Below are 20,916 nucleotides of genomic sequence, written 5' to 3' on the forward strand. Positions count from 1 at the left end.
ACCTTGAGCTTTTTGTGCGCTGCAAGGTAGATAAGGACCATGAACGAAACGCGTCCTGAAATCATCCCTAATGGCGGCCCGCAGAGGGCCGTCAAGGCTTTCATCATTCATCTGGAGCGCGCCACCGACCGGCAGCCGCAAGTTGAAGAGCTCATTCGAAAGCTGCCTGTAGAAACCGATGTGGTCAAAGCCGTCGATGGGCGCACACTCGATGCGCAAACGATCAGCCGCGTTTATCGGCGATCAGCGCACAAGCCCCGCTATCCATTTCAACTCAGCACGAACGAAATCGCCTGTTTTCTTTCGCACCGGAAGGCCTGGCAGGCAATTGTCGATCAGGGGCTGGATGCGGGTCTCGTATTGGAAGATGATGTTGAACTGACGTCGGAATTTGCACCAGCTTATTCTGCGGCTTGCCAGGTTCTTCAGCCCGATAGTTTCATCCGCTTTCCCTTTCGTGCGCGGGAAAGCGGGCGCGTTGTGCTGAACACCGAAACGTTGCGGATCATTGAGCCGGTACCGGTTGGTCTTGGCATGGTTGCACAGCTTGTCGGGCGCGAGGCCGCGCAGCGATTGCTGTCAGCAACACAGGTCTTCGATCGGCCGGTCGACACCACAGCGCAGATGAACTGGATCACCGGGCTAAAACCGCTGTCTGTCCTTCCCGGCGGAGTGCGGGAAATTTCGGTGCGGCTCGGTGGCAGCACAATCCAGAAATCGCGCTCCTTACCGGACAAGCTGAAGCGTGAAATCTTGCGCCCGCTTTACCGCTGGAAGATAAAATCGCGCTCGCGCGCTGCTGTTTGAGGTTTCCCGTGCCAGTTCCGATCCTTCTTTATCACCAGATTGATGTGCCGCCGACGCATCGCGCGCCCTATCGCAGCATGACCGTGCATCCGGATCGTTTTCGCCAGCAAATGGCCTGGCTGAATCGGCTGGGCTATCGTGGCTTATCGTTAAAGGACGCAATCCCTTACATTTATGGTGGGAAGCAAGGCAAAGTCGCCGTCATCACTTTTGACGACGGTTTCGAAAATGTTTTCCGTAACGCCTTGCCCGTGCTGCAGGAATTTGGGTTCACCGCCACGAATTATTTCGTCGCCAACCAGATCGGCGGTTTCAATCTCTGGGATCAGAAGATCGGCGTTGCACGCGCCAACTGCATGGGCGTAGCCGAATTGCGCGAATGGGCAGATCTTGGTCATGAAGTCGGCTCCCATACGCTCGACCATATCTTCCTGCCGGAAGCGAACGAGCAGGAAGCCATATCGCAAATCCAGCAATCACGCATAAAAATCGAAGACCTGCTCGGCAGCGAAGTCACATCTTTCGCCTATCCCTACGGTGGAGAAAACGCAGCCACGCGCAAGATCGTCGAAGCCGCGGGCTATAAAAACGCCACAACCACAGAAAAACGCCGCGCGCGATCAACTGACGATCCATTCGGCATTCCGCGCCTTACGATCAGGCGCAATGACATCTTATTGCAGTTTCTGCGGAAGACATTTACGCGCTAAGTCGTCTCTTCGGCTTGGTACCATGCTCAATTTCGCGCATATCGGCCATGAAGCCGCGCTCCACAAGGCAGGCTGGTCCCGTATATTGAACCGAACCTTCATAGACGAGTGAGAGATCGTCGGAAAAACGCTCATTCTCGACGATTGCGCGGTAGTGCTCAGCACCACCCGCATGGCTTTTTTCCGATGCAATGCGCTTGAACTCGCCGACTGAAAGTGACGAGAAGCGATAATGGAGAAGAGCTCCTGTTGCCGGAAGAAAATTCCGGAAACATGGTCCCGGTCCGTGAATGCTGCCCCGGCGATAGTCCGTCTTCTTGTCGACCCACATTAGCGGGAATTTAGAAAGCCGCATACTGCGCCCGAACAAGCGTAAACGCGGCCCGCCGCGCACTGCCACCCCAAACTTCTCAGGCTTCGCTGTATAACCGTCACCGTCGAAATGTGAGGAAACTTCGAACGGATACTTCGCCCCGTCATCGACAAAGACACCGTCACGCAACAATCCACCGGGATACATGTCGATCATCGGTGCCAGGCAGCGACGAATTCCATTCTGCTCCAGTTCGCTGATAAATGAGCGGATATTCCGTTGTTCCATTCTCGGAAAGACGAAGAACTCATCGGCATCGACGGACAGATACCAGCGCTGTCGTCCGTAGAGATTAAACAGGGCATCGCGCCAGACACGCCCGCGATCAGCTTGTGCGTAACGTATGTTCGAACAGAACAAGTCCACATCAGGCGCACTGGACAAAATTTCGGTCGTGCCGTCGTCCGATCGGTCATCGACAACGATGAAACGCGTAACACCCATCTCGCGATAATAGCGCAGGAAGGACCTCATATAGGGCACCGCATTGCGGACAACGCAGACAAGCGGAAGATCGTCCGGTCGTAAAGGCTCGAAGCTCCCAGACGCGGCAATAAGATTTGCCTTGTTTTTGTAGTTCGGAACCGAAAGCTGCACATGCCGCCATCGCAAACGCAAATGGCGCATCGGTGACGCGTGCCAATACGGTACCCAGTCCCCCGTCGTCGAGGCCGGATAGTTCATCGCCGTCTGCGTTGGTTTCATACAGGTGCCGAGCTTTTGTGAATATTAGTATTAGCTGATGTTTGATTGCTCATCATTCAAGCAACTCTGCGTCGAAGCCGATCACTCTGCGCGATATTCCGTCATGGTTCGTGATGGAAATTGCTCGCCACTATTTTTGGTGTCGAGCCTATTTGCTTGATTTTAATCAATGCTGCTTCACGCAAACGTGGCAAATTGCCCACGAATGCGCCATGGACGACAAGTGCCAAAAGCGCTAGTTAGGGCACAGACTAAGGAGCGCATTATGGACTATCGCCGTTTTTTCGAAGAAGCGATCGACCAGTTGCACGCCGAGAAGCGTTACCGCGTTTTTGCAGATCTTGAACGCATTGTTGGACGCTTCCCCCGAGCTATCTGGCGCAACAATGGCACTGCCCGCGAAATCACCGTCTGGTGTTCCAACGATTATCTTGGCATGGGACACCACGCCGACGTGATCAAGGCTATGTGCGATACCGCTGGCAACGCGGGCTCAGGTTCCGGTGGGACGCGCAATATTTCCGGCAATAACCATCCGCTGGTCGAACTGGAAAACGAACTTGCTGATTTGCACGGCAAGGAAGCCGGTCTCGTTTTCACATCTGGCTTTGTTTCCAATGAAGCTTCGATTTCAACGATTGCCCGGCTGCTGCCGAACTGTCTCATCCTTTCCGACGAACTGAACCATGCTTCGATGATCGAAGGCGTGCGTCGTTCGGGTGCGGAGAAGAAGATTTTCCGTCACAATGATGTCGAGCATCTGGAGCAGCTTCTGAAAGCAGCCGGTCCGACGCGCGCAAAACTGATCGTGTTCGAATCCGTTTACTCGATGGATGGCGACATAGCGCCAATCGAGAAAATCGCCGACCTGGCCGACAAATATAATGCCATGACCTATATCGACGAAGTTCACGCCGTTGGCATGTACGGCGCGCGTGGCGGCGGCATTACCGAACGTGACGGCCTTGCGCACCGCATTGATGTTATCGAGGGCACGCTTGCCAAGGCCTTTGGCGCGCTCGGCGGTTATATCACCGGCTCACGTGCAATTGTTGATGCCGTGCGGTCTTATGCTCCGGGTTTCATCTTCACCACCTCCCTGCCTCCGGCAGTCGCCGCATCCGCAACGGCCGCCATCCGGCACCTGAAGACCTCGCAGGTGGAACGCGACGGCCAGCAGCGTCAGGCCCAGCGCGCCAAGGACGTACTTTCCGCTGCAGGGTTTCCTGTTATGTCGTCGGAAACGCATATCGTGCCGATTCTGGTAGGCGATCCTGAGCTGTGCAAGAAAGCCAGCGATCGCCTGCTGGAAGTGCATGGTATCTATATCCAGCCGATCAATTACCCGACCGTCCCACGCGGAACCGAAAGGCTGCGCATCACACCGTCGCCTTTGCATGACGACACCTTGATCGACGGTCTCAAGGAGGCTTTGCTGGAAGTGTGGAATGCACTTGGCATTCCTTATGCTGAGCCCACTGTTTCACAGCCAGCCAGTTCCGAACGAATCATTCCGCTGATGGTCTCCAAAGCGGGTGGCTGATAGGCTGAACACTCAAATAAAAAGGCCGGTTCAACCGGCCTTTTTTTGTCAGAGCTTTTCGATCCAGCGCACAAGTCGCCTTGCAGCTTCATCCACCTGTTCCGGGTCCCGGCAGAAACAAAGACGGAAGAAACCTTCGCCGCCGAAGCCAAACGCGCTGCCAGGTGCCAGGCCGACATTGGCATTGTCCACCATATCGATGGCTGCCTTGACGGAATCCTCAACACCATCCACGCCGAAGAAAAGATAAAATGCGCCCTGTGGGGGTGTCAGGCGAACTTTACCTGTCGACAATAGCGCGGCACACAGGCGATCCCGCGTGGACCGCGCCCGCTCGACCTGCATCGAAATGAAGGCATCCCCCTCATCCAGCGCCGCCACAGCACCACGCTGCATGAATTGGGCAACGCCTGAATTCGAATATTGGATCAGGTTTTCAATAACCGGCCCCAATGACGGGTGCACTGTCATCCAGCCAACACGCCAGCCTGTCATCGCCCAGTTCTTGGAGAACGAATTGACGAAGATGATGCGATCATCGGGCTCCATAATATCCATGAAGGATGGAGCACGACCGCCACCATAATAGAAGTGGGTATAAATCTCGTCGGCGATGATCCAGAGACCATGCTTGCGCGCAAGATCGAGAATGAATTGCAATGTCTCACGATCCGCCGTCCAGCCGGTCGGATTGGATGGCGTATTGATGAAGAGCGCTTTTGTGCGCGGGGTGATGGCGGCTGCGATTTTCTCCAGATCGAGCATCCAGCCATTGGCACCGAATTCCAGCTCGACCGGAACCGGTACAGCCCCCGCGAGACCAGCCGCGCCAACAAAATTGGGCCAGGCCGGGGAAAGATAAATCGCTTCTTCACCCGTGCCAACGGTTGCTGTCAGCGCCATTTCGATGGCGTGCATACCAGAACCGGTGACATAGAAATTCTCCGGTTTCAGAGACAGCGGAAAATGGCGGGCATGATAACGCGCGAGTGCTTCCCGCAGCTCGGGAATGCCAGCTTGCCAGGTATAGAAGGTCTCTCCGTCAGAGATACCTTTTTGAGCAGCAGCGCGAATGAAGTCCGGCGTCGATAGATCGCCTTCCCCCACCCAGAGCGGAATTAGCCCTTCGCGTCCGCGCCCGTGATTGGCGACTGCCACAATACCGCTTTCCGGCGAAAGGGCAGCTTCCCGACGAAGATTGGCGATGAGCGTCATGATTTCCCCGCGTTGAATTTCGATTTTGATTTTGTGCTTATCAAGGGCCGTCAGCGAAATCACGCGGCTTTTTGTGATGGTCAGATCAACCGCATTTATGGATCCAAAGAAAACGGAGCCACAAGGGCTCCGCTTTCATTCACTGGTCCCGGATCGGTCAGGCTTTCTGCTTTGCCAGAAGATCGCGGATTTCGGTCAGCAGAACTTCTTCGCGCGGGGCTTCCGGTTCCGGCTTTGCTTCTTCCTTCTTCTTCATACGGTTCATCGCTTTCACCACCAGGAACAATACCCATGCGATGATCAGGAAGTTGATGAGAAGCGTAATGAAATTGCCATAAGCAATGGTCGCACCGGCATCGCGGGCAGCCGCCAGCGTGGCTCTGGGTTCGCCTGCAAGCTGTATGAACATGTTCGAAAAATCGATACCACCAGTGATCAGACCGATGATCGGCATGATGATATCATTGACGATGGAGTTGACGAGGCCGCCGAACGCCCCGCCGATGATGACACCGATGGCCAGATCGACCATATTGCCCTTCAGGGCGAATTCCTTGAATTCCTTTAGCATTAACTTGTCTCCCTCACGAACGCAGACCGCTGGGGCCGTCCTGCTGCGGTGGCGTTCGCCGAATCAACCTGGGCACCAGATAAACTGGCGATGGATGGCAAAGCCGTTTTTCAACAACGGAACCGAAACGCGCTCTGCCATTTCAAACGCAGTCCTGAAAAGCGATGTGCACTTTTCAGGATCACACTCCTAGTTTGTAGGCGAAAATTACCAAAGAAAAGATGAAGCGGCGAAAACGCACTGTTTTTCATCGACAGAGCATCTCCTGTTCAGCTTGAATCACTGGAGATACTCTATCAGTTTATTTCAACGCGCATCTTGTCCAAAAACCGCTTCGCACTTTTTGGGATGCGCTTTAATCTTGCGCGAACCCGCCGAAAGTGCTTGCGTCAAATCATAGTCGAGGAGTGAGGGAACAAGCTGGCTATGCAGGGCTGGGGTATTATTGGCGCCGCCTTTTTGTATCTGCTGCTACTCTTTGCGGTAGCCAGTATCGGCGACCGGCGCACCTCGCGCTGGAACAGTGCTCCACGCCCTTATATCTACGCGCTCAGCCTGGCTGTTTACTGCACGTCCTGGACGTTCTTCGGCTCGGTCGGCCTGTCGGCTCAGCGCGGCCTCGAATTCCTCGGGATCTATATCGGCCCCATTCTCGTCTTTACGCTCGGCAACCGGTTGCTGCGGCATATCGTGCGGCTGGCGAAATCCGAACACATCACGTCAATTGCCGACTTCCTCGCAGCCCGTTACGGCAAAAGCTTTGGCGTAGCATCTCTCGCGACCTGCATCGCAGCCGTCGGCTCAATCCCCTATATCGCTCTTCAGCTCAAGGCCGTTTCCGGCAGTGTCGGGCTCGTCATGGAGCATTATGGATCGGCAGTCGATCCGTCAGTGTTCATATTCGGCGATATTTCGCTGCCCGTTGCCGCTGTGCTCGCTGTCTTTGCAATCCTCTTCGGTACCCGCCATACCGACGCCACGGAGCACCAGAACGGCCTCATCCTGGCTGTGGCTCTGGAATCCGTCATCAAGCTTTGCGCCTTCCTGACCGTTGGCTTTGCCTGCACCTTCTTCCTGTTTGGCGCTCCGTCGCAGCTCATTAATCAGATATCCCAATCGCCGGAGGCGCTGGAGGCATTCCACTACCAGACATCCATCGGCACCTGGATCGTGCAAAGCGCGCTCAGTGCTGCGGCCATCATCATGCTGCCGAGACAGTTCCATGTGACAGTGGTGGAAAGTCGGAGCGAAAAGGAACTGCGCACCGCCTCCTGGCTGTTTCCGCTTTATCTGGTGCTCATCAATATCTTCGTGTTTCCCATTGCACTGATCGGCGTGATGACGCTCGGAAGCAATGTCAGCGGAGATTTGTACGTTCTGGCTCTGCCGCTCGCGGCGGGTGCCCACTGGCTCGCGCTCGTGGCTTTTCTTGGCGGATTGTCGGCAGCAACGGCGATGGTCATTGTCGCCTGTGTTGCGCTTTCAATCATGATCTCCAACCATCTCGTGCTGCCGCTTTTTATCCGACGACTGGCAAAGCAACAGGCCGCAGAACAGCGTGACCTCACCAAGGTTATTTTGAACACACGCCGCCTCACCATTATCGGTATCCTGGCATTCGCATTCGCCTATTATCGCTTTACCTCCAATAACATCCATCTGGCTTCGATCGGCTTCGTTTCCTTTGCAGCGATCGCGCAATTCGTGCCCGCCTTCATCGGTGGGCTGTTCTGGCGCAATGCGAATGGGCGCGGTGCCATGTTGGGACTATCAGCCGGATTTCTTGTCTGGGCCTACACTTTGTTGCTGCCAACCATGGCGCCGGAAAATGCCGCCATTCTGCGCGATGGCTTTCTTGGTTTTACGGCCCTGCGCCCCGAGGCGCTTTTCGGAACCAACGCTCTCCCCTTGACCAACGGTGTGATGTGGAGCCTTGCCGCCAATACGCTCTTCTACATTCTTGGTTCCCTTTCGCGCGCCTCGACCCCGCTTGAACGCATTCAGGCAAGCATCTTCCTGCCGCGTTATTTTATCGGCACGCCAACACTCAAGCGCTTCCGCACAACTGTCACTGTCGCCGAACTGAAAGCCACCATGGCGCGCTATCTTGGCGCTGAACGCGTCGAACGCGCCTTTCTTCGGTTTGAAGGAAGAGAACAGCGGCGTCTTGATCCAGGTATGACCGTCGACACACCACTGATCCGCCATGCGGAGCAGCTTCTTGGCACAGCCGTCGGCTCCGCATCGGCACGCCTTGTCCTGTCACTGCTGTTGCAGAAGGGGGACGCGTCCGGGCGTGACGCGCGACAACTCCTTGACGATGCTTCGACCGCATTGCAGCAGAACCGCGATCTGCTGCAGACCGCTCTCGATCAGATGGAACAAGGCATCACCGTGCTCGACAAGGATCTGAGGTTGACGTGCTGGAACCGGCAGTTCCGCAAGCTTTTCGATCTTCCCGATGAAGTGATGCAGGTCGGGATACCCGTTTCCGAAATTGTGGAGCAGCTACACCGTCGGGGCGACATATCGTTCAACGCTCAAAACGGTGTGATCCGCTCGCTTGCGGCTGCGCGCCAGCCGTGGCGCATCAACATGAAATCGACCGGCAAGGTGCTGGAAATTCAATCCAACCCCATGCCGGACGGTGGCATTGTCGCGACATATACCGATATTACGGCAGCAGTTGAAGCCGATGTCACACGCCAGAGGGCAGCAGAGATGCTGGAGCAGCGCGTGGCCGATCGCACCGCAGAACTGACCCGCGTCAACCAGCAGCTTGCCAAGGCTCAGACCGCAGCGGAAGAAGCCAATCAAGGGAAAACGCGCTTTCTGGCAGCAGCAGGCCATGACATCCTGCAACCGCTCAATGCAGCAAGATTGTACAGTACCGCGCTTGCCGAAAAACTTGGACGCTCCGAAACCAGTGAGTTCGCACGCAACATCGATTCCTCGCTGGAAGCGGTGGAAGCCATTCTGGGTATGGTGCTGGATATTTCCCGTCTGGACACTGGATCTCTTAAACCGGACCTGTCGGTATTTCGTCTCGACAAGCTTATGAGTCAGATCGCAACCGACTTTTCTCCTCTCGCAGCCACCAAGGGGCTGAAGTTGCGTGTTGTGCCATCAAGTATCGTCGTCAGAACTGACCGCAACATGCTGCGGCGCCTGATCCAGAACCTTGTTTCCAATTCGATCAAGTATAGCCGGAGGGGCGGCATTTTGCTGGGTGTCCGGCGTCGAGGAGCCTTTGTAGAATTGCAGGTGCTTGATACCGGCATCGGCATTCCTTCACAGAAACTGAAACTTGTCTTCCGGGAGTTCACACGACTGGATGAGGGAATGCGGGAAGCGGAAGGCCTGGGGCTTGGCCTTTCCATCGTCGACCGTATCGCAAGGCTTCTGTCGCTGCCGTTGTCGCTTTCGTCGACGCCAGACAAGGGAACCATGTTCACCCTGCGCATTCCCATCTCACAGGAAAAAGTAGCCACCGATGAAGTGAAGAGCCGCCGCGGCCTGCAACGAACACTGGAGCTGACCGGTCTCAATGTTTTGTGTATCGATAACGACGCTAGTATTCTGTCGGGAATGGAAACACTGCTTCGCGGCTGGGGTTGCCGGGTCACGACGCTAAGTAGCGGAACGGCATTGAAGAACTATTGTGTCGATCACTCAGCCCCTCCTGATGTAATCGTCGCAGATTATCATCTTCTGCACGAAAACGGTCTGGATATGATCGGCTTTGCACGCGAGACGTTTCAGGTGGAGATACCGGCCATCCTGCTGACGGCCGATCGTTCAAAGGAAGTCCGCCAGCGGGCTGAAGATGAGAATGTGACGGTTTTACACAAGCCGCTTCGGCCCGCTGCACTGCGTTCCCTGCTGTCGCATTTTTATCATGCGAGGCAGGACAATTCGTCAGCGCAGAATGCTGCTCAGTAACCGCGCAGCATTCAATCCGCGTTCAGAGCGTCATTGCCAATGCGTGACAGCAGAATGACCGCCTGGGTACGACTGTCAACGCCAAGTTTCTGCAGCACTGCCGAAACATGCGCCTTGACCGTAGCTTCCGATACACCAAGCTCATAGGCAATCTGCTTGTTCAGCAAACCTTCTGCCAGCATGGTTAATACGCGCGTCTGTTGGGGGGTCAATGTGCGCAGCCGCGCAATGAGCACTTCGATTTCAGGGTCGTGCGGATGATCCAGTTCAATATCGTCTGGCATCCAGATATCACCTGCCAAAACGGTGCGCACGGCCTCGCCAATGGTTTCCATGCTGGCGGATTTGGAGATAAAGCCGGAAGCGCCGAGTTCCACTGCATGGCGGATGGTTGCTGCATCGTCTGTTGCTGAGACGATAATGACCGGAAGCGCTGGTTGCAAGGCTTTCAACGTCACCAAGCCGGAAAGACCCGTTCCGCCCGGCATCGTCAAATCCAACAACAGAAGATCAATATCCTCTCGCTCGCCGACCAGTTTCTTGACGGCGTCAAAATCGCCGACTTCGATGATTTCCACACTCTGTGACTGCCCCGAAAGGACCTGCCTGAGTGCTCCCCGGAAAAGCGGGTGATCGTCAGCGATGATGAAGTGCATGAGCCTCGCGCGCCATTGTTTCAGGTCTCCTCCCTCGCGGTGCTGACTAATCAGCCAACCATTCCGTTTTATGCCGTTTTTTGGCGTGGGCAACCATAATTCACGTTGCTAACCTCTTTTCACATTGGTCATTGCCGCCATCTGGCCGCATTCTATGTTAGGCTGAGCATTGAAAATAACATAAGAACGGCCCGACCAGCCAAATGGAAGGGAACCAAAAAGGCATTTCATGACGCGCAATACGCTTTACCCAGAGATCCAACCGTTCAAGGAAGAGATGCTTCAGGTTTCTCCGCTGCATCGAATCCACGTTGAGCAGTGCGGCAATCCGGACGGCAGGCCGGTCATCATGATCCATGGCGGCCCCGGCGGCGGCATTACGCCAACGATGCGCCGCCTGCACGACCCTGAACGCTACCGCATCATCCTGTTCGATCAGCGCGGCTGCGGTCGTTCCACGCCACATGCGGAACTGCGTGAAAATACGACCTGGGATCTTGTGGCTGATATGGAGCATATTCGCGCGCATCTCGGGATCGAGAAGTGGCAGGTTTTCGGCGGCTCCTGGGGTTCGACGCTTGGCCTTGCCTATGCGCAATCCCATCCCGATCGTGTGGCAGAGCTTGTTCTGCGCGGCATTTTCATGGTCCGCCGTTTCGAAGTTGACTGGATGTATTCCAACGGCGCGAGCATTCTATTTCCGGACCACTTTGAGGCTTATCAGGAGCATATACCGGAAGCAGAACGCGGCGATATGATTGCTGCTTATTACAAGCGTCTGACCGATCGCAACCCACAGGTCCAGCTTGAAGCAGCGCGGCGCTGGGCACGTTGGGAAGGCTCGGTCATTTCGCTTCTGCCGGACCCGGATCGTGTCGACGCCTTTGGCGAGGACCAATATGCCATCGCGTTTGCACGTATCGAATGCCACTATTTCCAGAACCGCGGCTTCCTCGATTCCGATGACCAGCTTTTGCGTAACGTCGACCGGATCCGACATATTCCCGGCGTGATCATCCATGGCCGCTATGATGTCTGCACACCGTTTATCAATGCCTGGCAGTTGAAGAAGATGTGGCCGGAAGCTGACCTCAAGATCATCGAGGATGCGGGGCACGCCGTCACGGAGCCCGGCATTACCCATGAATTGATCGAAGCGACAAAGCGTTTCGCCCAATAGAGCGAAAAGCACTCACATTCGTTCGCGCTTGCGCTCTATCTGTTTGTTTTTACGCATTATCCTACGCAAAACCGCTTCGCACTTTTGCTGGAAATGCTCTAATCAAAAGGCGCCGCATGGCGCCTTTTTCTTATCATCAGGTTCGCCCGCCCGGTGTTGCTCCACTGCTCGGGCTTTCCGGCTCGCTATCGAAGCTTTTCGCTATATCCATGAAGCGACGCATGAAGCGCTCCATATAACTCATGGATTGCTCGAACTCCTGCTCGGTCGGAAGGCCCGAAGCGGCACTTCCGCCTTTCCCCTCAAGAGCCGAAACCTTATCTTCAAGCTTTTCTACACGATCCTGCAGATCGGCAATGTCGTTCTCATAAGCCTCGCGATCCTCTGTCGCCATCTTGCAGACGAGCTGTTCCTGCTGCTCCGTGCAGGTCGAGATTGCCCCGGTTTTGGTGTCCAGACGAACATAACCGGTTTCCGTGCCTTCCAGCCGAAAACGTCCATTTTCCTGCTCAAGCGCATTGGCCGGAACGAGTGCCGAACCGAGAAGAGCAACAGCAGCCAGATTACGAACCATCAGTGTCTTTCTGTTCAACATAATGCAATTCCCTTCAGCTTCTCTTTGAGATGTCCCCATCATATGGGACGTTTACGACGAAAATCGAACATACGGGACTTTGATTTCCGAAGAATTTCGGTCTAGAGAGCAGCCATGACCAATGAGATCATCTATAAGATCGCTCCGCGCGACCTTTGGGCACAAGCAGAACAGGCTGGTAGTTTTACCGGGGCTCCGGTTGATATTGCCGATGGCTATATCCATTTCTCCACTGCAACACAGGTACGGGAAACGGTAGCCAAGCATTTTGCGTGCCAGCGCAATCTGCTTCTGATCAGTGTGAATGCTTCCGCGCTTGGCGCAGCATTGAAGTTTGAAGTTTCACGTGGCGGAGCCCTCTTTCCTCATCTTTATGGCGAGCTGCCGCTTGCCGCGGTCTTGAAGGTTGAAATCTTGCCACTGGGCGACGATGGTCTTCACATTTTTCCGGAGCTGGAAGATTAATGAGTGGGCTTTTTGAAACTCTCGGGCGACGCGCCCTCTTTGCCTTCGACGCGGAACAGGCACATGGCCTTTCCATCGCTGGCCTGAAGACAGGACTTGTGACCTGCGGTGCGCCGAACGATCCGGCTCTTTCCGTCAAGGTTGCGGGCCTGCAGTTTCCAAATCCGCTGGGCATGGCGGCCGGTTATGACAAGAATGCCGAAGTGCCAGACGCTCTGTTGAAACTTGGTTTCGGCTTCACTGAAATCGGTACCATCACACCGCGCCCGCAAAGCGGCAATCCACGCCCGCGCATTTTCCGCCTCGTGGATGATAAAGCGGTTATCAATCGTCTCGGCTTCAACAATGAAGGCCATGATGCGGCGTTTAAACGCCTGTCACAACGTGCAGGCAAGAGCGGCATCGTGGGCGTCAATATCGGAGCCAACAAGGATGCGGAAGACCGCATTGCCGACTATGTTGCCGGCATTCGCCGCTTCTATCAGCTAGCACGCTATTTCACGGTCAATATTTCTTCGCCCAACACACCGGGTTTACGCAATCTTCAGGCTCGCGATAGCCTTCGGGAGCTGTTGAGCCGTGTACTTGATGCCCGCAACGAAGAAGGCAAAATGTGCACCTTGAAGCGTCCCGTTTTCCTCAAGATCGCACCCGATCTGGCCGACGAAGAACTGGACGACATCGCTGCCGAGGCAACTGAACAGAAGCTGGACGGCATTATCGTATCCAATACGACGCTTTCACGTACCGGATTGAAAAGCACGGTCAATCGCGATGAAACGGGTGGCCTTTCCGGCGCACCACTTTTCGACCGCTCCACCATCGTTCTTGCCCGGATGCGCGAACGCGTCGGTCCTGACATGCCGCTGATCGGCGTCGGCGGCGTGGATAGCGCTGAAACAGCGCTGACAAAGATCAAGGCAGGCGCCGATCTCGTCCAGCTTTATACAGGTCTGATCTATCGCGGACCGAACCTGCCTGCTGAAATTGTGCGCGGCCTGTCGGCTGCTGCAAAACGCGAGGGCGTTGCCAATATTGCCGCATTGCGCGACCGGGACGCCAAGGAATGGGCCAGGCGCGAACTACCCGCGTAATCAAGTGACGAATTCTGTACGATAACGTCGCGGCAGGATCGCCAGAAGCGTGACGCCACGAATAGATAGAAATAGGTTGAGAGCCAGCCAAAGCCCGTGATTGCCCATCACGGGCTTTGCTGCATAAAGAACAACCATAAAGAATGCGAGCGACAGGAACATCATGTTGCGCATGTCGCGCGACCATGTAGCGCCGATGTAAACGCCGTCCATATGGAAGGCCAGCAATCCCGTAATCCCTGTCAGCGCCGCCCAGGGCAGATATTTCAGGGCTTCGGCATGAACATCTTCCGCCTTGGACAGCAGGCCGATGATCGCATCGCCAAAAACCAGCAGGAAAAAAGCAATGACGCTCGCCATGACCAGGCCCCAGACGAAAGTAAGCTTGGCGCCCCGCACAAACGCTGGACTGTAACGCGCTCCGATCGACCGCCCGACAATTTGCTCGGCAGCCGCTGCCATCCCGTCCAGAAAGAAACCGGCAACGAGGAAAAAGTTCATCAGCACCGCATTGGCCGCAAGGGTGACCGGACCGAGGTCAGACCCTGCCCGTGTAAAGAACGCAAAAGCTGTAAGCAGCAGGAATGAACGGATCATGATGTCGCGATTGACGGCGAACATACGCAGAATACCTTGTTTCTGAACGATCCGCGCCCAGTTCGGGCGCAGCGATGCATCCTTACGGAAATGCCGAAGTACGATGAACATGCCGACAAGAGCAGCAACGGTTTCGCCGGTCACCGTTGCCCAGGCAACACCGGTAACACCCCAGCCCAGCTCGAGCCCGAGGATGATGCAGAGCACGATATTGATACCATTGAGCAGCACCTGAAGACCAAGGCCGACCAGGCCCTGCCCACGCCCAAGAACCAATCCCAGTATCGAATAATTGATGAGCGCGACCGGTGCCGACAACATGCGGATCGACACATATGTCGCCATGGCTTCCTGTGTGGCGGACGTGGGATGCATGAAGGTGGATGAGACGGCCACGATGATCGGCAGACACAGGATCATCAGGCTACCGGCCACAACCGCTATGATGATTGCTCGCCAGAAGATTGCCTGTTCTTCCACAGCATCTTCCGCACCCACAGCCTGCGCAACAAGTCCGGTCGTGCCGGAGCGAAGGAAATTGAATAACGACAGCAGGAAATCAAAAACAAGCGCTCCGATCGCCAGACCGCCGATCAGCTCGGCCTGCCCCATCTGACCGACAACGCCCATATCGACGAGCCCGAGAAGTGGCGTCGTGACTGCGGCAAGTGTCATGGGAATGGCGATAAGCATCACCATCCGATGCGTTACGTCGAACGGCCTTGTTACGCCACCAGCACGTTGCAGCGACTGATCCATTAATGCTTGTCCCGAATATTCACCCACTCCGATCAGGATGATCTACTCTGGAATCAATCAAAACTACAGAAAATTCGGCCACCGGATTGTCGCAGTTCCTGACAGCGAACTGTCAGGAGAAACGAAGCAGTTACAATCCGAGCATCATAGCCCAGTACATATAGGTGGGTTTGCTTTCGGGCGTGGCCCAGGCAAGACCATAATGCTCGAAAGTCGGATCGAGCATGTTCTTGCGATGGCCTGCCGATTTCATCCACGCGTCGAAGACAGCCTGTGTATCACGCTGTCCCGATGCCACGTTTTCTGCTGCGGGTCCGCGGATACCCGCTTGACGCAGTCGCGCGACAAAACCATTACCCCAACCGACACTGTGACCGATCTTTCCATAACTCGCCATACGCCGGGCCTGATAAAGCGCAGCCTGCTCCAGCTTGGAATCCGTCGCCATCAATGGCAATCCGTTTGCCTTGCGAATAGCGTTGAAAATCGGGGTGGGATCGTTATCTCCAGCAGCCAATGCTCTGTTCAAAGGCATCGCCGAGACCGCCAACGCTCCTCCGGCAATGACCAGAAAGCCCCGCCGGGTCAGTGTTAATCCTTGTTCTTGCTGCATTGCCTGCCTGAGCTATCCAATTACCGAACCAAGAGCATTTCCAGCAAAAGTGTGAAACGGTTTTGCGTAGGACAATGCGATGAAACAAACTGTTAGAGCGGTTCCGACGATTCTGTTAAAAATAGGAACCGCTCGAGTTCATTTCCGGTAGCTGAGGATACGGAGCAAAATAAAGGCAGGAATAACGACCGCAGCGCCAAGGATGAAATAATCGACAAAGCCTGCAATTGCCGAAAAGCCCATATTCCAAAGGCGCAGGAAGAAATCGCGGATGCCATAGAAAATGTCATAGGGCGTCCAGTGAAACGCGCTCATAACCACGCCGACGACCAGCGAAATCAGCACTAGCTTGATCAGGATACGAGCGGGCGTATCGCCAAGAAAACGGTTTACACCATCCGACATGCAAATCTCCTGTGTGTCTGTATGCCAAGACGTTGCGATGCTAACGCATCACGCCTCGAAAAAGTTCAATCATCACCCGGGCTTAACCAAAACCCTCGGGCTTTGGTATTATTTGCCAGAGCGACAGATACATCGCGCAAGAAATAGGCTGTCCGTGCAGCCTTCGCAAGTTCTGTGCTTGCCTATCGCTGTTTGCGGTAATCGCGCGGTGCCTTCTGTTTTTGTCGTGTGAATGAGCGGTTCATGCTCCGCGTATCGGTGAAGCCGCTTGCAACAGCCACTTCCAGCAGCGACAGGCCTGTTTCAGACAAAAGTTCCTTGGCCTTTTTGACCCGAAGCTCCTCGCGAACCTCGAATGCCGTTCGTTCGAGGGCGAGCCTGAAACCACGCTCCATCTGACGAACGGAAATTCCCAGCCGACGCGCGACATCGATCATCGGTACAGGGTCTTCCAGCGTTTCTTCGAAAATACGGATTGCCTTGCGGATCATCGGCGAGCGCACGCCGTTGAAGCTCAGGGCGGGCTGCTCGGAACGCACAAGCTCATAGGGAATCATAAGAATGGATGCGCTCTTGCGCGCCAGTTCCTCGGAAATCTCGTTCTGTATGATGGAAAGCGCCAGCGATGCCGTACCTAACCCGCCCGCACAGGTGAAATGCCTTCCGCTACGATGAAACAGGCTGGTCGTATCGGCACTATAACCGTCAAAAAGCTCCAGGAAGTCGTCGCGATGGAACCAGCTCACACAGCAATTGCGATCCGGGAGAAGATTGGCTTCCGCCAGCAGAAAGGCAGCCGTGCAAAGGCCAACCACGGTCTTCCCGCGTCGATCGGCGCGCTTGATAAGATCGACCAATGCCTGTTGTCGTGGCCGATATTGCGCGAGCAATCCACCCACAACTGCGACGTAATCACAATCGTCGAGTTCGCCAATAGGAGCGGTTGGCTCGATCACCATACCGGAACTGGACGTGACAGGATCTCCTGAGAGCGTGCAGATTTTCCACGCGCAGCGTATCTGACGGCTCTTGTCGCGATCATCCGCAGCAAGGCGAAAAGGATCGAGGAAAAGGCTCAGTGCACTCAGCGTAAAGCCCGGCAGCGCAACAATACCGACCGATAGCCTGCGTTGCGGGACATCCGTTGCCGCTTGCAGCTTCTTGACCTGATCCCGTTCAATTCCATTGGTCACTTAGGTCGCTCTCCTCCGCCCTAAACTATATCTGCTTGGAGGAGGCTGATATAGTCAACGAAAATGCTTGGAAAGCTTCAACTGCTGCGCCTGATAGTTGGAGCCCAGATCGACGCCGTAAAGCGCCGAAGGGCGATGCATCATGTGCTCGTAAATGAGGCGCCCAACGATCTGTCCATGCTCGAGTATGAACGGAACTTCGTGGCTGCGGACTTCCAGAACTGCGCGACTGCCGGTTCCACCTGCAGCGCTATGTCCAAAGCCCGGATCGAAGAAGCCTGCGTAGTGAACCCGGAACTCGCCAACCAGTGGATCGAACGGCGTCATTTCAGCCGCGTAAAGCGGCGGAACATGTACGGCCTCACGTGACACGAGGATATAAAATTCATCCGGATCGAGCACGAGTTCACGCGCTCCCCGGTCATAGATCGGTTCCCAGAAATCAAGAATGTCGTGCGCGGCACGCTTGTCCACATCGACCACGGCCGTATGGTGCTTGCCACGGTAACCGATCAGCCTGTCAGGACCGCCCGAAAGATCAACCGAAAGGGCGATGCCGCCACCGGAGATATTCGGCATCTCGGCCGCAACCAGCGTTTCGGTATTATGCAGTGCAGCGAGTTCGGCTTCATCAAGCTGGGCGCGCCCCTTGCGGAAGCGTATCTGCGACAGGCGCGAACCCGTACGCACGACGATCGGGAATGTGCGCGGGCTGACTTCCAGATAAAGCGGGCCATTATATCCGGCAGGCACCTTGTCGAATTCCTGCGCCCCGTCCGCAATGACGCGGGTGAAGATATCCAGACGGCCCGTTGAACTTTTCGGATTTGCGGAGGCAGAAAGGTCGGGCGAAAGGGCCAGACTTTCGAGGAGCGGAACAATATAAACGCAGCCCGTTTCCAGAACTGCACCGGCGCTCAGGTCGATCTCGTGCAGCTTCAGGCGTTCCAGCTTATCGAGCACCGGCGTGCCCGGCCCCGGCATGAAGGAGGCGCGAACACGATAAGCTTTTGCACCAAGCCTCAGATCGAGGCTTGCAGGCTGTATCTGATCGGGATCAAGGGGGCGTGTAGACGCCAGCAAACCGCTTTCAAACAGCGCGGAAATATCCGCATCCGCCAGAATTCCAGCATCTTTCTGCATCATCAACCCGACACTCCGTAGCCCAGAGCGCCGTGCGTCCATTTGGATGCACAAAGGTCGCTCTAACTTTTTGAATCTACGCATCGTGCTTTCCAAAAATCGGTTCCGATTTTTGGAAAGCACGATGCTGCAGCATTGCTTGACAAAGACCATTGACCGGTCGCAGCGTCAATGCCAACCCTTGGAGCAGCTTGAAACCGGGTTTTCCGCAGGAATCCGAGCATTGTCGAGACGCACGGGATGTACTTTTCCCGAAATGAGACGGTTTCGGCATTGACGGCTCTACTCAACAGGCATAATGGAAAAGTGTTCCGTGGTGATTTGGCCGGCCGGCTTGCAGCCACGTTAAAGAATTCGCTAAAAAAGGCCGCGGTTCGTTACCGGCCTTTTGCGTTTTCGCAAGGCCGGTTTTTTATTGGCCGCCGAGGCTCGACTATCCTGCCCCGGCCGACCAGCTTTCGACAGGTTGGAAAAATGACGACTGAGAATACCCGCAAATTTCGCCCTGCAACCGAACTTGTGCATGCCGGATCGCTGCGTTCCGGATTTGCCGAAATGTCGGAAGCGATGTTTCTGACGCAGGGCTTCCTTTATCCCAATGCCGAAGCCGCCGAAGCGCGTTTCAAGGGTGAGGATCCGGGTTTCATCTATTCGCGCTACGCCAACCCGACCACGGATATGTTCGAAAAGCGCATGTGCGCGCTGGAAGGCGCTGAAGAAGCCCGCGCCACCGCATCCGGCATGGCGGCGGTCGCAGCCGCCATCCTGTGTCAGGTGCAGGCGGGCGATCACGTGATTTCCGCCCGCGCTGTCTTCGGTTCCTGTCGCTACATCGTCGAGACGATCTTGCCGAAATATGGCGTTGAGATTTCGATCATCGACGGCTCCGCTGTTGAAAACTGGAAAGCGGCTGTTCGCCCGAACACCAAGGTCATGTTCCTTGAAAGCCCATCCAATCCGACGCTCGAAATCATCGACATTGCTGCCGTTGCACAGGTTGCCGATGAAGCGGGCGCCAAGCTGATCGTCGACAATGTTTTCGCCACACCGCTTTTCCAGAAGCCTCTGGAGCTGGGTGCACATATCGTCGTTTATTCTGCAACCAAACATATCGATGGTCAGGGACGCTGCCTTGGAGGCGTCGTCCTTTCTGATCGTGAGTGGATTGAAAACACCCTGCAGGATTACTTCCGTCATACAGGTCCTGGCCTCAGCCCGTTCAATGCGTGGATCATGCTGAAGGGCCTTGAAACGCTGTCCGTACGCGTACGCCAGCAAACGCTGTCCGCAACTGCGGTTGCCGACTTCCTCGCTGGCAAGCCGGGCGTGAAGCGCGTGATCTACCCGGGACGGGCAGATCATCCGCAAGCCGACGTTATCGCCAAGCAGATGACGGGCGGTTCGACACTCATTGCGCTGGAACTGGAAGGTGGTAAGGAGGCTGCATTCAAGTTCCAGAACGCTTTGCAGGTTTTCAGCATCTCCAACAATCTGGGTGACGCAAAAAGCCTTATTACTCACCCGGCAACCACAACGCACAAGAACCTTAGCGACGAGGCGAAAGCTGAACTCGGTATTTCGGACGGTCTGCTGCGAATCTCGCTCGGCCTTGAAGATACCGACGATCTCGTGGAAGACGTCGAAGCAGCCTTGAAGGTCGCTCGCTAAAATCTCGCTTCTCGATATTGTGGCTTTTAGGCTGCAAACCAAGGTTCAAACGATGCAATTGCCGGAACATTCCGGCAATTGCCGCATATTAACCGACCCGAATCGTTGACCTCTCCCGCAACTTTAGCGATAGGTGGGGTGAATAACGGCGTCCATGAACAGAACCGACGAACCGTTGAGTAAAAAAGCATCTTTGCGATCCGGCTTCGCCAGATTGCAGGTGCCAAGGCCGATGCGAATGTAGGGCGGGTGTGCATGTACAGAGCGGTAACGCGGGGGATCGAAGTTTCGGTCGAACCTTTCTATCTGGAAGACCAGTCCGAACCCGACGAAAACCGTTATGTCTGGGGCTATCGCATAACCATTGCCAACAATTCCGCAGAAACCGTGCAGTTGCGTTCGCGTTACTGGCAGATTACCGATGCGAATGGGTATGTCGAGGAAGTGCGCGGACCAGGCGTGGTTGGCGAACAGCCAACCCTTGAACCAGGCGATTCATTTCAGTATTCATCCGGCTGCCCACTGACGACCACTTCTGGCGTTATGGTGGGGTGCTATCAGATGCAGGGGAACGGCGGCAGCTTGTTCGATGTCGATATCCCCGCCTTCTCGCTTGATATGCCAGACCTGCGACGTACATTGAATTGAGAATTTCGTCCCTTTGCTCTCTAACGGAGAGCAA

At 55.3% G+C, this 20,916-nt stretch carries 19 protein-coding genes and 1 riboswitch; of the genes, 9 read left to right on the top strand and 10 right to left on the bottom strand.

Annotation, left to right across the window (positions count from 1 at the left end; translation table 11 throughout):
• Positions 1-39 precede the first annotated feature (39 nt).
• Positions 40-807 carry a glycosyltransferase family 25 protein gene (locus ACYSN1_RS05180; RefSeq protein WP_461724679.1) on the top strand — a complete coding sequence of 256 codons (768 nt, stop codon included), beginning with the start codon at positions 40-42 and terminating at the stop codon, positions 805-807.
• 8 nt (positions 808-815) lie between these two features.
• Positions 816-1,517 (top strand): polysaccharide deacetylase family protein, encoded by a 702-nt coding sequence (locus ACYSN1_RS05185; protein WP_461724680.1) that lies wholly within the window; start codon positions 816-818, stop codon positions 1,515-1,517.
• Here ACYSN1_RS05185 and ACYSN1_RS05190 read toward each other — a convergent pair.
• Positions 1,507-2,595: a glycosyltransferase family 2 protein gene (locus ACYSN1_RS05190; protein ID WP_461724681.1), complete on the bottom strand. Its 1,089-nt coding sequence runs from the start codon at positions 2,593-2,595 to the stop codon at positions 1,507-1,509. The genes ACYSN1_RS05185 and ACYSN1_RS05190 overlap by 11 nt on opposite strands.
• Before the next feature lie 265 nt (positions 2,596-2,860).
• Here ACYSN1_RS05190 and hemA point away from each other — a divergent pair, with 265 nt between their 5' ends.
• Positions 2,861-4,138, top strand: coding sequence for a 5-aminolevulinate synthase (gene hemA, locus ACYSN1_RS05195; protein WP_461724682.1), 1,278 nt, complete (start codon positions 2,861-2,863; stop codon positions 4,136-4,138).
• A 48-nt stretch (positions 4,139-4,186) separates the two neighbouring features.
• On the opposite strand, the gene ACYSN1_RS05200 is transcribed toward hemA, so the two are convergent.
• Positions 4,187-5,353 carry a pyridoxal phosphate-dependent aminotransferase gene (locus ACYSN1_RS05200; RefSeq protein ID WP_461724683.1) on the bottom strand — a complete coding sequence of 389 codons (1,167 nt, stop codon included), beginning with the start codon at positions 5,351-5,353 and terminating at the stop codon, positions 4,187-4,189.
• A 157-nt stretch (positions 5,354-5,510) separates the two neighbouring features.
• Complete coding sequence (gene mscL, locus ACYSN1_RS05205; protein WP_140020161.1) at positions 5,511-5,924, bottom strand: large conductance mechanosensitive channel protein MscL; 414 nt, start codon at positions 5,922-5,924, stop codon at positions 5,511-5,513.
• Positions 5,925-6,350: 426 nt separating this feature from the next.
• Here mscL and ACYSN1_RS05210 point away from each other — a divergent pair, with 426 nt between their 5' ends.
• Positions 6,351-9,866 carry a PAS domain-containing hybrid sensor histidine kinase/response regulator gene (locus tag ACYSN1_RS05210; protein ID WP_461724684.1) on the top strand — a complete coding sequence of 1,172 codons (3,516 nt, stop codon included), beginning with the start codon at positions 6,351-6,353 and terminating at the stop codon, positions 9,864-9,866.
• 11 nt (positions 9,867-9,877) lie between these two features.
• On the opposite strand, the gene ACYSN1_RS05215 is transcribed toward ACYSN1_RS05210, so the two are convergent.
• Complete coding sequence (locus tag ACYSN1_RS05215) at positions 9,878-10,522, bottom strand: response regulator (protein WP_461724685.1); 645 nt, start codon at positions 10,520-10,522, stop codon at positions 9,878-9,880.
• A 229-nt stretch (positions 10,523-10,751) separates the two neighbouring features.
• Here ACYSN1_RS05215 and pip point away from each other — a divergent pair, with 229 nt between their 5' ends.
• On the top strand, positions 10,752-11,702 hold the full coding sequence (gene pip / locus ACYSN1_RS05220) for a prolyl aminopeptidase (protein WP_461724686.1): 951 nt from the start codon (positions 10,752-10,754) through the stop codon (positions 11,700-11,702).
• 136 nt (positions 11,703-11,838) lie between these two features.
• On the opposite strand, the gene ACYSN1_RS05225 is transcribed toward pip, so the two are convergent.
• Positions 11,839-12,297, bottom strand: a complete 459-nt coding sequence (locus ACYSN1_RS05225) for a hypothetical protein (protein ID WP_461724687.1) — start codon at positions 12,295-12,297, stop codon at positions 11,839-11,841.
• A gap of 114 nt (positions 12,298-12,411) precedes the next feature.
• Here ACYSN1_RS05225 and ACYSN1_RS05230 point away from each other — a divergent pair, with 114 nt between their 5' ends.
• Together ACYSN1_RS05230 and ACYSN1_RS05235 are read left to right on the top strand one after the other, a co-directional pair.
• On the top strand, positions 12,412-12,762 hold the full coding sequence (locus ACYSN1_RS05230; protein WP_461724688.1) for a DUF952 domain-containing protein: 351 nt from the start codon (positions 12,412-12,414) through the stop codon (positions 12,760-12,762).
• Positions 12,762-13,856 (top strand): quinone-dependent dihydroorotate dehydrogenase, encoded by a 1,095-nt coding sequence (locus ACYSN1_RS05235; RefSeq protein WP_461724689.1) that lies wholly within the window; start codon positions 12,762-12,764, stop codon positions 13,854-13,856. Before ACYSN1_RS05230 ends, ACYSN1_RS05235 begins: the two co-directional genes overlap by 1 nt.
• Here ACYSN1_RS05235 and ACYSN1_RS05240 read toward each other — a convergent pair whose 3' ends face one another.
• The 5 genes from ACYSN1_RS05240 to ACYSN1_RS05260 form a co-directional block, all read right to left on the bottom strand.
• On the bottom strand, positions 13,857-15,212 hold the full coding sequence (locus ACYSN1_RS05240; protein WP_461724690.1) for an MATE family efflux transporter: 1,356 nt from the start codon (positions 15,210-15,212) through the stop codon (positions 13,857-13,859).
• 130 nt (positions 15,213-15,342) lie between these two features.
• Positions 15,343-15,825 (bottom strand): CAP domain-containing protein, encoded by a 483-nt coding sequence (locus tag ACYSN1_RS05245; RefSeq protein ID WP_461724691.1) that lies wholly within the window; start codon positions 15,823-15,825, stop codon positions 15,343-15,345.
• Positions 15,826-15,963: 138 nt separating this feature from the next.
• Positions 15,964-16,230, bottom strand: a complete 267-nt coding sequence (locus tag ACYSN1_RS05250) for a DUF6460 domain-containing protein (RefSeq protein ID WP_105543134.1) — start codon at positions 16,228-16,230, stop codon at positions 15,964-15,966.
• Between the two features lie 182 nt (positions 16,231-16,412).
• A complete protein-coding gene (locus ACYSN1_RS05255; protein WP_461724692.1) occupies positions 16,413-17,423 on the bottom strand; it encodes a GlxA family transcriptional regulator in 1,011 nt (336 codons plus the stop codon).
• A gap of 54 nt (positions 17,424-17,477) precedes the next feature.
• Positions 17,478-18,569 (bottom strand): 2'-deoxycytidine 5'-triphosphate deaminase, encoded by a 1,092-nt coding sequence (locus ACYSN1_RS05260; RefSeq protein ID WP_461724693.1) that lies wholly within the window; start codon positions 18,567-18,569, stop codon positions 17,478-17,480.
• A 300-nt stretch (positions 18,570-18,869) separates the two neighbouring features.
• Positions 18,870-18,949: riboswitch (SAM riboswitch) on the top strand.
• Between the two features lie 91 nt (positions 18,950-19,040).
• On the opposite strand from ACYSN1_RS05260, the gene ACYSN1_RS05265 reads away from it, so the two are divergent.
• Together ACYSN1_RS05265 and apaG are read left to right on the top strand one after the other, a co-directional pair.
• Positions 19,041-20,234: an O-succinylhomoserine sulfhydrylase gene (locus ACYSN1_RS05265; protein ID WP_461724694.1), complete on the top strand. Its 1,194-nt coding sequence runs from the start codon at positions 19,041-19,043 to the stop codon at positions 20,232-20,234.
• Between the two features lie 255 nt (positions 20,235-20,489).
• Positions 20,490-20,882 carry a Co2+/Mg2+ efflux protein ApaG gene (apaG, locus tag ACYSN1_RS05270; RefSeq protein WP_461724695.1) on the top strand — a complete coding sequence of 131 codons (393 nt, stop codon included), beginning with the start codon at positions 20,490-20,492 and terminating at the stop codon, positions 20,880-20,882.
• Positions 20,883-20,916: the final 34 nt, after the last annotated feature.

Source organism: Brucella sp. LJL56, assembly GCF_054871705.1.